Origin of the sequence: Alteromonas sp. CI.11.F.A3 (genome assembly GCF_032925565.1) — a bacterium.
Lineage (GTDB): Bacteria > Pseudomonadota > Gammaproteobacteria > Enterobacterales > Alteromonadaceae > Alteromonas.
In genome coordinates this window covers 403,613-416,734 of record NZ_CP136708.1, presented here as the reverse complement: position 1 = coordinate 416,734, position 13,122 = coordinate 403,613, and the positions used below count along the sequence as shown (strand labels likewise).

At 43.2% G+C, this 13,122-nt stretch carries 12 protein-coding genes; 5 read left to right on the top strand and 7 right to left on the bottom strand.

The window, feature by feature from the left end; all coding sequences use genetic code 11:
- Positions 1-98: 98 nt before the first annotated feature.
- Positions 99-1,454, bottom strand: coding sequence for an OmpP1/FadL family transporter (locus tag R1T43_RS01815; RefSeq protein ID WP_317352272.1), 1,356 nt, complete (start codon positions 1,452-1,454; stop codon positions 99-101).
- A gap of 335 nt (positions 1,455-1,789) precedes the next feature.
- On the opposite strand from R1T43_RS01815, the gene R1T43_RS01810 reads away from it, so the two are divergent.
- A complete protein-coding gene (locus tag R1T43_RS01810; RefSeq protein WP_317352270.1) occupies positions 1,790-2,788 on the top strand; it encodes an NADP-dependent oxidoreductase in 999 nt (332 codons plus the stop codon).
- Between the two features lie 23 nt (positions 2,789-2,811).
- Here the strand turns inward: R1T43_RS01810 and R1T43_RS01805 are convergent, their stop codons facing one another.
- Genes R1T43_RS01805 through R1T43_RS01795 form a run of 3 tightly spaced genes read right to left on the bottom strand, consistent with a single transcriptional unit; the run spans position 2,812 to position 6,901 of the window.
- Entirely contained in the window at positions 2,812-3,900 is a 1,089-nt protein-coding gene (locus R1T43_RS01805) for a GGDEF domain-containing protein (RefSeq protein WP_317352266.1), read from the bottom strand.
- A 47-nt stretch (positions 3,901-3,947) separates the two neighbouring features.
- Positions 3,948-5,849: an ATP-binding protein gene (locus tag R1T43_RS01800; protein WP_317352263.1), complete on the bottom strand. Its 1,902-nt coding sequence runs from the start codon at positions 5,847-5,849 to the stop codon at positions 3,948-3,950.
- A 38-nt stretch (positions 5,850-5,887) separates the two neighbouring features.
- Entirely contained in the window at positions 5,888-6,901 is a 1,014-nt protein-coding gene (locus tag R1T43_RS01795) for an ABC transporter substrate-binding protein (RefSeq protein ID WP_317352262.1), read from the bottom strand.
- 431 nt (positions 6,902-7,332) lie between these two features.
- Here R1T43_RS01795 and R1T43_RS01790 point away from each other — a divergent pair, with 431 nt between their 5' ends.
- Positions 7,333-7,848 carry a cupin domain-containing protein gene (locus R1T43_RS01790; RefSeq protein WP_317352260.1) on the top strand — a complete coding sequence of 172 codons (516 nt, stop codon included), beginning with the start codon at positions 7,333-7,335 and terminating at the stop codon, positions 7,846-7,848.
- A gap of 80 nt (positions 7,849-7,928) precedes the next feature.
- On the opposite strand, the gene R1T43_RS01785 is transcribed toward R1T43_RS01790, so the two are convergent.
- From R1T43_RS01785 to R1T43_RS01775, 3 genes are all read right to left on the bottom strand, one after another.
- Positions 7,929-8,921: an LLM class flavin-dependent oxidoreductase gene (locus R1T43_RS01785; protein ID WP_317352258.1), complete on the bottom strand. Its 993-nt coding sequence runs from the start codon at positions 8,919-8,921 to the stop codon at positions 7,929-7,931.
- A 137-nt stretch (positions 8,922-9,058) separates the two neighbouring features.
- Positions 9,059-10,294, bottom strand: coding sequence for an ABC transporter permease (locus R1T43_RS01780; protein ID WP_317352256.1), 1,236 nt, complete (start codon positions 10,292-10,294; stop codon positions 9,059-9,061).
- Positions 10,294-11,067, bottom strand: coding sequence for an ABC transporter ATP-binding protein (locus R1T43_RS01775; protein ID WP_317352254.1), 774 nt, complete (start codon positions 11,065-11,067; stop codon positions 10,294-10,296). Before R1T43_RS01775 ends, R1T43_RS01780 begins: the two co-directional genes overlap by 1 nt.
- Positions 11,068-11,271: 204 nt before the next feature.
- Between R1T43_RS01775 and R1T43_RS01770 the strand changes: the two genes are divergently transcribed.
- From R1T43_RS01770 to R1T43_RS01760, 3 genes are read left to right on the top strand one after another with little or no spacing between them, the layout of a single operon-like run.
- Positions 11,272-11,859, top strand: a complete 588-nt coding sequence (locus R1T43_RS01770) for a DUF3299 domain-containing protein (protein ID WP_317352253.1) — start codon at positions 11,272-11,274, stop codon at positions 11,857-11,859.
- Positions 11,860-12,318, top strand: a complete 459-nt coding sequence (locus R1T43_RS01765) for a hypothetical protein (protein WP_317352251.1) — start codon at positions 11,860-11,862, stop codon at positions 12,316-12,318.
- A 17-nt stretch (positions 12,319-12,335) separates the two neighbouring features.
- A complete protein-coding gene (locus R1T43_RS01760; RefSeq protein ID WP_317352249.1) occupies positions 12,336-13,091 on the top strand; it encodes a DUF3299 domain-containing protein in 756 nt (251 codons plus the stop codon).
- Positions 13,092-13,122: the final 31 nt, after the last annotated feature.

Below are 13,122 nucleotides of genomic sequence, written 5' to 3'. Positions count from 1 at the left end.
GAATTAGTCGCCTTCACTAAAAAGGCCTAAACTTGCGTTTAGGCCTTTTTCGTCAGTAAGTAGCAAACCAATACGCTGCTAGTTTTTGATGATTTAGCTTAAAAGCGTGTGTTCATCTGTACACTCAAAATATGCGCTGTTGCTGACTGCGTACCTGTAAAGTTAGTGGTGAAGTCTGTATTTGGTAAAACATCGCTTAGGATAGTTCTATCTTTATTAATATACGCTTCGCGACCATCAATAAATACATACGCAGCATCAATTGATGTGTTTTCACTCATAGTATAAGTTAAACCGCCTGATATCCAATGACGGTCAGTATCAGGAATACTCAATGAACGATTCTCCACCGATACTACTCCATCGTCGTAAGCGTAACCGGCACGTAAAGTAAACTCATCATTTAGGATATACGTTACACCAATAGAGCCGCGCCATGAGTCGTCAAAGTTTTCTTCTTTAATAAGAAAATTTTCGCCATCTTCTAAGTTAGCTTCAAGCTTTTGGAAGGTACTCCAATCAGTGAAGGTAAGACTCGCTTGAACAGACCACTGCTCATCAATTTTCTGGTCGATAGCAAGCTCTGTAATAGCCGCAAGATTTAAGTCTAGGCTGCCAGGCTGGTTGAGTTCTATCGGGAATACAGGCGTTTCTGATGATACGGCCCCATCCAATTCTAGTTTTGTTTCAGCACGATGAGACAACGCAATGTTAGTTAACTCACTAGGTTGCCAGAAAACGCCTACGTTCCAACCGAAGCCCACATCATCGCCTTCCATGCTAAACAGTGAAGATCCAGCGTTAAGAGAAGGAAGTGTTATACCTAAAGCCTGTGCTGTTGGCTCTAAACCTTCAATGGTAGCTGCCAATGTATTAGATACACCTGAACCAATTTCAGCTTCTGCATACGTCACATTTAAACCAAAGCCGACCATAAGCTGCTTGTTTACTTTATATGACACAGCTGGGTTTACCGTAACGGTTTTAACTTCTGCAGTATCAGCGAAATGTAAAGCGCCAAAGTCGTCAGAGTAATCAGAACGGAGGCCATAAGTGGTGAAAACACCTACACCAGCAGAAAAGTCATCATTAATAGGTGAAACGTAGAAGAATCCTGGAACAAATGCTGTTTCAGCGATATTATCTTCTTCAGCAACGCCCCCACCAACTATGGTATCCCCAAATGAATAAGTCACATTACCGGAAATGTCTACATTCGGGTCTATAAAGCTTACTGACGCACTAAACTCAGCTTCTTTAAATACACCAATCGCAGCTGGATTGGTTGCTAAAATAGAGGCATTTTCTGGCTTCGCCGCTTGGCCCGCCATGGCACGACCCAAACCATTCGCGCTATGCTCGTTTACTTGGAAACCAGCAGCTAGCACAGAAGAAGATGCCATCGAGGCTAGTGCTAAGCATACAGAGGCACGTAAAGAAAAATATTGCTTCATAAAAATACTCTTATAGAACAGGAAATATGCAGTGGCGCATTCTACGGTTACGGTAAGTTTTGTTCAATGCAAGTTAACGCCATTTACGCTGATTTATCGCATTTTTTACAACTTTAGCGACACAATTAAAGAAGATGTAAACATTTTGAAAATAATAGATTGCAAATATTGACACTATTTGTGAATTTGGCCATTTGCCAACCACTACAAATCATTAGCGATGGTTTGACTAAACACCCTATTTTTGACCTTTCTATTGATTATGCTTGTATAAGCAGTTTCTAGCCCCACAACAGTAGTACAGGATAATTTTAACAGCCTAAGGAGAAATTCACATGTCTAGCAATAAAGAAATCCTATTGGTCAATCGCCCTAACGATGGAAAAATAGGTCCCCACTTGTTCGAAACGCGTGAGCAATCCATCCCTACCCCGGGCGAAGGTGAAATACTAATCAAACAAACTTACATGTCACTCGACCCAGCAATGCTAGGTTGGATGAGTGAAGATCGTGAGAGTTATATTCCACCGGTTGAACTCGGTGAAGTTATGCGTTCAAGCGGTGTGGGTGAAGTCATTGAGTCGAATAACCCTGATTTCTCTGTTGGTGATAAAGTCATGGGTATGACTGGCTGGCGAGAGTACTTGGTAAGTAACGGTGAAGGCTTCAATAAACTTCAGTCTGGTATTACCGAAGAAATGGCGCTTTGCGTATTTGCACTTCCCGGTTTAACCGCCACCACAGGATTATATAACTTTGGTGAACCTAAGGAAGGTGAAACCTTAGTGGTCACTGGCGCTGCAGGCTCTGTCGGCTCAATAGTGGGTCAGCTTGCAAAGGCAGACGGCCTTCGAGTTATCGGCGTAGTCGGCAGCGACGAAAAAGCAGATTGGATTGTAAATGAACTCGGCTTTGACGGTGCGGTAAATTATAAAACCGATGATTTAGAAGCTAAATTAACCGAGCTTACTCCCGACAAAATCGACGTGTTCTTTGAAAATACGGGCGGTCCCATTCAGCATCACATCGTTAATCGCATGAATACGCATGGGCGTATCGTGGTTTGCGGCATGATTGCCGACTATCAATCAGAAAACCCGGCTCCCGGCCCTAATTGGATACCGTTAATTAAAAAGCGTATTAATATTCGTGGCTTTGCCATGCCCGATCATTGGGGTGAAGTACCTCAACTTGTTGCAAAACTATCGCCCTATGTACAGCAAGGAAAGATTCAGTATCGTTCACACATGGTTGATGGTATCGAGTCAGCAGTAGATGGGTTGAAGATGCTATTTTCTGGTGATAACAAAGGAAAAATGATCGTTAAACTTTAAGCCCAAAGCTTATCTTTTTTGGGTTAACTATCGGCGCTAACTTCACTTAGCGTCGATAGTAAATAGGTGCCCTTCCCCGCAGCCTTTGCTTGATAAAGTTCATTATCAGCTTGGTTAATTAAGCCTTCTAATGTTTGCCCTTTCACGTCGGTTACTACCACGGCACCAATAGAACAGGAGACGGTTTTTGCCGATGCATTGGGTGCATGAGGTATGGCTTTATCATCCCAAGTATCGAGTATTTGCTGGCAGCTTTGTTCTACTTGCCTTGCAGACACCCCACTGACAATAACCATAAACTCTTCGCCACCATATCGGCCTAGAATATCAGTTTGACGTTGAAACACGGCGCGCATCACATCAGCCTGTGCCACAATGGCATCATCACCTTGTTGGTGACCAAAAGCATCGTTATATTTTTTAAAGTCATCTAAATCCAGCATAAATACAGCGAAAGAAAGGTTCTGTCTTTTACTGAGCGACAGTAATCTCTCGCCTTCTTTCATCAGGGCCCGTCTATTAAGGAGATTGGTTAGCGGGTCTTCCCGGCTTAAGGTGTTTAGCTTTTTATTCGTTGATTTTAAGAGGATCACTATTCTGTCTAAGCGGTATTTTGCATAAGCACATATAAATAATGACCCCACCACAAACGATGTTGAAATCATGACGCGGTCGTCATACACAGGCGCAATTACCATCAAACCAATAAAACCAGCGATGCTTATTGCCGATGCCACCAACGCCAGCTTGTAGGTAACACCTAATGCAAACACACAATAGAATGCGTATAAAATGGTGCCCTCGTAAGGAAAAGCAAATTCATATAGCACCCAACTTTGGTAAATAAGCACATAATTAGCAAAGGTTAACATCACCATTAGCCCTGCAAAAATCCAGCTTCTGGCAGCATAAAAGAATCGAGAGAACGAAAGGGCGATAACGGTAAAGATGATGGGTATTTGATATATCAGGCGATTTTGCAAATAAAACTCGTACAAGGGGGATGGTAACATCACCATATCGGCGAGAATAAAAGAGGCGAGCAAAGCGGCGCCGATAAGAAGTGCAGCTCGAAGCCTTAATATCTCTCTACGCTTTCCTACCGCTTCCACTTTTTTCTCCCGGCACGGGTAGCATCTTTAAGTAAGTATAGACGCTTCTATAAGGCTAGCTTAAGTAGGCTACCTTTTAATGCTTCAATAGTGATAGGTTTGGTAACCACGTCGTTCATACCGTCCTGTTTAAAGGCATCGTGACGCTCTTTAAAGGCTTCTGCTGTAAGGCCAATAATAGGTATTTGGCTTATATCACTTGGTAAACTTCGAATACGTTTAGTGGCTTCAACACCGTCCATCACTGGCATATGAATATCCATAAAGATAACGTCGAACGTCTCTTCTTCAACTTTAATGGCCGCTTTTAAACCGTTGTCGACATGAGTAACCGTACACCCAAGCTGTTCTAGTAGTGCCTGAGCAACCACGGCATTTATCGCATTATCTTCTGCCAGTAATACGCTAATACCCGGTTTAAGGATTGTATTTTTATTTAGATTACTTTGCGCTTCTTGCAGTGTCGCACTGTCGATAGTACGGGCGCTGACTATGGCAGACATCGTAAAACACGACCCTTCACCCACTCGGCTCATAACTTTGACATCGCCACCTAGTATCTGTGAGAGCTCTTTAGCAATAGATAAACCAAGTCCTGTGCCACCATAACGACGTGAAATAGAAGAATCAGACTGGGTAAACTTATCGAAAATATGTTCAAGCCTATCTGGTTCTATACCAATGCCTGTGTCTTTCACAGAAATGACTAAACGGTTTTCTTCTACCGAAGTACTCGCTACCTTTTTAAGACTCGCGGTAACCGTTACTGTGCCTTTGTGCGTGAATTTAATGGCATTACTGGCGAGGTTAATTACTATTTGGCGCAATTTGGTCACGTCACTAGTAACCAATACCGAGTCTAAATTCTTACTTTTATATTCTAACCGCGTGTGGTTTGCACTCGCATTGATACCAAGCAAGGTAATAAGATCGTTCAGCATGCTATCTAAATTAAATTCAGTCACATCAACTTCTGACATGCCAGATTCTATTTTGGATAAATCGAGTACATCATTAATCACATTGGCAAGAATAGTAGCCGAAGAGCGTAAATCTGAAGCATATTGCTTTTGCTTGTCATCTAACGGCGTATCTAGCAATAAAGTAGCAAGGCCTTGAATACCATTTAACGGCGTACGAATTTCGTGGCTCATAACGGCAAGAAAGTCCGTTTTAGCTTTATTGGCAGCTTGTGCCCGTTCCACATAATTTTCGATGTCTGCAGACATCGCCTCTACATCTTGGGCTAAGTCACTCAACTCATCTTTTCCGCTTACATCAATGCTTACACGCTTATGATTTCCGGCAATACTGCTCGTTGCATCTTTAATTTTGCCAATGGGGGATATTACAAAATATTGCGTAATTTTACCTATAGAAAAGCTCACTAAAATGACCGTGAACAAGGTAATCGCAATGGTCAGCCAGGCTATTTTTGATAGTGACGACTCTAGCTCATCGGTAGATTGGCTAACGGTAAGTTTCCAATTCCAAGGGTCGAACTTGCTGCAGGCAAAGAGTACGTATTGATCTCTCCATTCAGACTCACCAAATGCAATATTGGTAGCATTGATGGTGGTGATATTGGCGTTTGTAGTATTAATGGGCGCCCACGCTTCATAGGTACTAAATAGCTCAGCCCCCGTTGATTTATCACTTACCGCAAAATGCTTACCGGTTGATTCATGAAGCTCTGCTAGTTCGTCAAATACCTCTTTTTGATAGGCATCTCTAAATACCGGCACATTTTCTAACCCCGAATCCACCAGCAATTCGTGCCGCTCTCGCACAAACTCAATAAAGGTGAGTGATAAGGTTTGGGTAAGTAATTGATACTCTCGTTCTCTTACCGAGTCATAAGCCGTCAAATAGGCCCAATAGCCCGTTAGCGCCATCCCTGTAAACAGAATGGGGATATATATAGCTAAAAGCTTCGACTTAATTCGCATAGATATCTGGTACTACTCTTTATTGATAAACGAGATCTTTATTGATAAACGTGGTCTTTGGATAACTTTAAATACGACGATGGAATAGGAATATGCATCTTTATGGCAGTAGATACATTTACCCCTATGGTGTATTTATCCATTCTAGTGACAGGCATGCTATTGGCCTTCTCGCCACTTAAAATTCTTTTGGCCCGTAAGGCACCTGATTTTCCGATACTTTTTTCATCTGCTACAACGCCAAGTAACGCACCTTGCTGCACTGACTCTATACTTTCGGCAAAAACCGGCAATAGTTTAGTTTCTTTGTAAATAACATTGATGAGATCGTTGGCTTGAAGCAAGGGGCCAGTGGAAAGCCAATAGGTATCAACGCCGGATGTTTCTACTTTTTCTTTGAGTGCTTCCACAACACCATCACGCATAGTGTCTAACCCTGAGGTGCCTTCAACGTAGGCGGTCCTTACAGCCACGAACTTCACGTTATCATACTGGCTCTCGAGTGCTAATAGGCTTTCTACAGAACTTTTTGAAGACGGGTAGTCAGAATGCACTAACCCAATAGTAATCGGCTCTTCTAGTGCCGAGGCTTTTAGTAAGCCATCAAGCATATCCAACTTTACTTTGGCATCTAATACGTGAGACTCACCGGTTATGTTTGATACGCTACGTTCGCCAAACGCAGTGACTATGCCCTCTTTAACTGGGTCTGCCACTGTCATGAATAAAGTAGGGAGCTCAGAAGCCGCTGAAAAGTTGTAAACCGCTCGGGTGGCAAGCGTTGCGATTGGCACTAGCAGATCCGGCGCTTCCTGCTCCGTAATAGTTTGCACAATAGATTTCGCTTTTTCTTCTAACCCCTGGGCGTTATGTATTTCTATGTCTATTTCATGTTCAGGCATAATCAATGTAAGTTCATCGATAAATGCATCTCTTGTATTTGTCACTATGGGCAAGGGGCTTGTTTCAATGATCGCCACCCGTAATGGTTGAGCTTCTACTTGAGCGTGAAACATAAAACAAAGGAGTATACTCGTGATGAGTAGTGACATTTTTTTCATCTTTATTTAGCCCAACTGTTAAGCTAGTGAGTAGGTGATTAGTTTGAAATATCATAGTGTTAATCGACTCCGCTGCATAGCCGAAGTTCGTATAATATAGGCTTAAAATACCCATAAATTTGTTTGTAGATAGTTTATGCTAGTTTGATAGTTAAAAACTGCCTTAGCTGACTAAGCTTTCTATGGTTCAGGGTCGCTATGATTAAAGAGCCATGCAACTTGGCTAACCCGTTACTGCCAAGTCTATTAAGGATAATAACCATATTATGAGGCGAATAAAATCTCTTATGCCTAGTACTACGCAAAATGCATGCAGTAGCAATAAAATGACAACGTTAGGTCTATGTTTAAGCCTGTATTTGGCAAGCTTTTCGCCTTTAGCTGGCAACGAAATAACAAACGAAACATTGAAGGACGAGAGCATGACAGACGAAAAAATGAAGACCTTAACGAAAGAACAAGTCATTGAACAGCTCAACCTCTCCCATCATTTTGAAGGTGGCTATTTTCGCCAAAGCTTTAAAGCAGATCACAGAGACAAAGTAACAACGGCGCGTGGTGAACGCACCACCATGACCGCTATTTATTACATGCTTACCAACGACAACAGTATTGACCATTTTCATACTAAGTACTCCGACGGTATTGAGTTTTACCATATGGGCTCGCCCATTACTTACCATATGATTTACCCAGATGGTCATTACGAAAAAGTGGTAGTAGGGCCTGATATTGCCAATGGACAGCAGTTGCAGCTTGCTGTGCCCGGAGGCACTTATAAAGCAGCCGAGTTAACTGATGGCGACTATGGGTTGGTCAGCGAAGCCGTATCCCCTGGGTGGGAGCCTGAAGATATGATTGAAGTTTTTCAGCATGAATTGCTAGAAAAATTTCCGCAGCACAAGGCGCTTATCGAACGCCTTGCGAATAAGAAATAGAAACGCCAATTCAAATAAATAAGCCTGTTAGAAACAGGCTTATTTATTGTTACTCAGGTTTGCTTTAAGCCCTATTTCAGCTAGATGTTTAATTCAGCCAAAAGTGCCACGCTTTTCAGCCTAGCTTCTAGGTTATGAATTGGCATTGAAACAATTACCTCATCCACTTCAGTTGCCTCTACAAATTTAGCTAACTGTGCGGCAACCGTCGCTTTTGAACCCACCAGTGCATAACGTAATACATGAGACAGCATAGCGTGATCTGCTTCGCTGCAAATAGCCGATAAATCGTCTACGGGCTTAGCAAAAGGCTTATTCAGCCCCCGCCTCATATTCATAAACTGTTGTTGAACCGAAGTGAAAAGATACTGCGCCTCTTCGTCGGTATCGGCCACTACCGCCATAACCCCTGCCATTACATAGGGTGATTCTTGATTTTCTGACGGCGTAAACATAGAACGATAAACATGCAGGGCATCGAACAGTTGGTCTGGCGCAAAGTGTGAAGCAAAAGAATAAGGCAACCCTAACGATGCAGCCAATTGCGCACTGTATAAACTTGAACCTAACAACCATAACGGAATATGTGTATTGGCACCCGGCACGGCGATAATTTTCTGCCCATGCTCTGGCGTACCTAAATAATGTTGAAGCTCTTTAATGTCATCAGGGTAAGTGTCAACATGGGCGTTACCATTAAGATTGCGCCTTAATGCTTTTGCGGTAGCCATGTCGGTACCTGGCGCTCGACCAAGCCCTAAATCAATACGCCCAGGGTATAAAGTTTCAAGTGTACCAAATTGCTCAGCGATGACTAAAGGCGCATGATTAGGCAACATAACACCACCTGCACCCACGCGGATGTGATTGGTAGCGCCTGCAATGTTCCCTAGCATAACGGCGGTAGCAGAACTCGCCACGCCATGCATGCCGTGATGTTCAGCCAACCACACACGTTGATACCCACTACGCTCCGCCTGCTTGGCTAACTCTCTAGAGTTACTTAATGCATTGCTAATGCTTTGCCCTTCGGAAATAGGGGCAAGATCCAATAGTGAAAGGGGTAATGACATGGCTAACCTCGTAAACGTTTTTTGCAGTGTATCGCAAACTCAATATACGCCGAAGTGCTTTGCCATGGTTCACCCCAGATTCGCGATATCGGGCATTGCTTGGCAAATTTTCAGACCCAGTTACTTTGCCAACCCAACTACTTTGCAGAAAGTGAACTGTGCAGCGCATTTTTATAGGCTTCGAATGCCGGTATCGCCGAGGTAACAATAGCTGCCAAAGTGATCACACTGACTACTTCCAGCGTTTCTACCGTCAGCAAATTAGCACTTAAAAATAGACCATATTGCGACGCCAGCCAATCGCTCGATAAAGTTAACGTTACGCTAAGCAGACCTACCGCTGACACAATAGCTAACAACACTAAAATGAGTGCTTCTACCAACACTAAGGTAAAGATAACACTAGGGCCCGCGCCTAATACTCGCAAAACCGCAATCTCGTTTTTGCGTTGTTGCATAGACGCTAGCAACATAGTCGATAAGCCAAACAATGAAGAAATAAGCACCAATATACTGATAACGCGCAGTAGGTTTTCTACCGTGCCCATCATTTGCCAAAGCTCGGTCAGTGCCACGCCTGGCAGTATGGCCATAAGCCTATCTGTTTTGTAGTTGTTAATATCTCGCTGAAGTTTAAAGGTCGCAAATTTTGAGGTAAGCCCAAGCATGACCGCCGTTACACTGTCTGGCGTGGTATTTACCGAGGCTGCATCGTTGAGTAATTGGTTTTGCTTTGATGCCGATAAATGAATAGCTTCAATCGCGTTTAAGCTGACGTGAACGGTTTTATCCACCGGTGTGCCAGTGGCTGCAAGTATGCCGGTAATAGTGAAAGGGGTATTATCATGATTGGTAAAACTGGTGTTACCAATACCATGAGATATCACCACATGGTCTCCCACTTTATAACCCAGCGCTTTGGCCACATCGGCGCCTATCACAGCTTCAAATAAGCTCGCGAAGGCTTGACCGTTTTGAAAACTGAGCGCTTGCTTGTTACCAAATTTAAAATGTTGAAAATAGTTGTCGTTGGTACCCATTACCCGAAAGCCGCGGTGAGAATCCCCTAACGAGATAGGAATTGCCCAGTCTACTAATTGACTTTCTTGCAGTGCTTCATAGCTTTCATATTTGATGTTACTGGTGGGGCTGCCCATCCTGAACACTGAATACAATAAGAGATTTAGCTGACCGCTTGGGGCGCCAACGATAAGGTCAACATCTGAAATAGTTCGGTTAAAGCTCTCTTTTGCCTGCTGACGAATGTGCTCAACGCTAAGCAATACGCTAATACTAATTAGCAGCGAAAGAAACGTTAATACCACTGATTTTCTGCGACTACCTAGGCTACTCCACGCTAACGACACTAACATTACTTGGTCTCCGCTGGCTGTTTTAGCGAAGACTCTTTTAGCGAAGATTGTTTTAGAGAACACATTTCTACACTGGTTTCAAAAAACTTTTTCAAATACATATCGTGACTTACAAATATTAGTGTTGTGTTGTGCTGCTTACACATGTCGATGAGAATGGTCATAAAGGCGTCTCGTGCGGCAGCATCTAAGGCAGACGTAGGTTCATCAACAAGCAATATTTCTGGTTTGTTGATTAACGCTCGAGCAATGGCTACCCGCTGCTGTTGACCTACACTCAACGCATTAGCAGGCTGCTGCAAAATAGTAGCGGGCAAATTAAGCCCGGTCAGTAACGCTTCGGCCGTATCGGCCACATTAGTTTTGCCCGCTTTTGCAAAATACGTGGCCAGTTCAATATTTTTAAGCACACTTAGGTAAGGAATTAGATTGAATTGCTGAAATACCACGCCAATATGCTGCGCGCGAAACTTATCTCTTTGCCTAGCTGATAGAGCTGAAAAGGGCTTGCCAAGTAATGATAATTCGCCACTTTGTGGCGTTAGCACCCCCGCTAGCAAGTTAAGCAAGGTAGTTTTGCCAGAGCCTGAATGACCATGTAAGAAAACACGATCACCGTAATTCACCTTCCACGTGGGTATATGCAACCCACTGCTATTTGCATCTGCATAATGATAATTAACGTCATTTAGCGCAATAGCATTGCCTTGGTTAGGTGCTGCTTTATTGGAGTCTGCTTCATTTTTCAAAGGTTGCTCTGGTGCTGCTGACAATGTGAATCATCTCCTTTTTGCATTACGCCATGTTTGCGTAAAAGTGGATGTAGCGGCCTCTCATTCTATTAGGCCGCCATTTAAGCCGAAACTAAGCCTAACTTGGCGTAAGAGTATGCTTAGCTAGACTTCAAATGTACAATTTCAAACCGTTATGTTATAACGTTTTACACTAACTGTTATAATAATTCTTGGCTAAATAAAATGATGAAGTTCTTCTTAAGCGCCCGCATTGGTATTTTTGTCGCGATAGCAGGCATGCTTTTTTATCCTACAACATATGCAGAAGATATCGAAGCGCCTGGCTATCAAGAGATTGAATGGACACAGCTAATGCCTGAGGAAGATTTGGCCGCGCTGCTCAATCCGCCGGATTATTTAGCCGGTATTGAAGATGGTTCTCAAGAAGATTCGGTGGAAGCCTTTGGTAATCAAGAATTTGATAACGAAGCCACTAACCGTTTTCAACAAGCATTGACATCAACGCAGGTTGTTAAAACCTTTGAGAATAAGCCTATTCGTATTCCTGGTTTTATTGTTCCGCTTGAAAGCAGCGAATCGCAAATGGTCACAGAGTTTTTTATCGTACCTTACTTCGGTGCGTGCATTCATATGCCGCCACCGCCGCCCAATCAAATTATTTACGTAAGTATTGAGCAAGGTGTTGAGCTAGAAAGCTTGTACGACCCATTCTGGTTTGAAGGCACCTTGGCTATCGACACCACTGAAAATGCGATGGGCACCGCGGCGTACCGTTTAGAGCACGTTAATGTGCAACCTTACGAGGGATAAATGATGACACGATTTAACAAACTATTATCTACCCTGCTTGCTTCTTTAACAGTTATTTCTGCCGCGCAAGCATGCGACCTACATGGTGGTGGTAATATGGGTTTTGGCTTTAGCCGATTACACCCCCTTGCTCAGCAACATTATCAGGCGTCGGCTTTTAAAGCCCTGTCGGTTAAACACGCTAAACAGGTGGATGTTGTTGTTGATGAAGCCGCCACAGCGAAAATATCTTACGTGATACCGCTACGCTATCGTGATGTAAACGTGAGTTTCATAGGTAGCGATGGCGTTGAAATTGTGGGCGAAAGCGCCGTTTTATTGGAGCAAGATTCCGGCGTTTATAACTTAACATTTACCGTTAAGCGCCCAGGCTCGTCGCACATTTCAATTCAAATAAATGGGTTGAGTGACGGTAAGCCTTTTTCACTAAATCAGAAAATTGAATTGCGCTCTGCGTAAGAAAAATGGACAAGGTAGTGAGTAGCGCCGGAGGTAAAGAAAAGGAGCAGACTGCAATTAACGCTAAGCGTAAGCTACTGAAGACCGTACTAGTCGTTCTAGTTTTTTTAGTGGCTGGCAGTGTGTTCACCAGGCTAGTTCAGTTATATTGGCCCAGCATAAAACACCAATTTTCCACAAGCGAAGCACTTTATCAGACCAGCAACCCTGAGTTACAGGCCTTATTTAGTCAGGAAATTGAACAAAAAAGTGTGGTGCGTTTAGGTTGGCAAGACTTACTGCCAGAACAAGAAGAAGCTACGTTACGACAATATCAATCGGGTAATGCTGCAAGTGAATTATCGCCTGCTCAAATCGGCACCGTTCAGTCTATAACAAATCAGCTGCTGTTATCTATTCAAGCCAGTAGCGATGAAAATTACAAATCAGCCCTTCACTCAACCAATATAGTACAAACCGTTTTAGGCAAAGCTATTTCTATTTCCGGCTTTATTGTTCCGATAGAAGTGAATGAAGATCGCACATTACAGAGCTTTTTCGTGGTGCCTTACTACGGCGCCTGTATTCACTTCCCACCTCCCCCACCCAATCAAATTATTTTTGTACAACTCCCTGATGGATTTGCTCATCACAATTTGGCCGATGCATTTACATTAACGGGTATTTTAGAAAAGGGGATGTTTGAAGACCCCCTTGGAACCTCAGCGTATATCCTAAACGTATACGACATTGAGGCTTACCATGGTCAGCCCGATGACTTTCGTGCTCACTAGGCTTATTTAGAGAGAAGACACTATTTTTTCA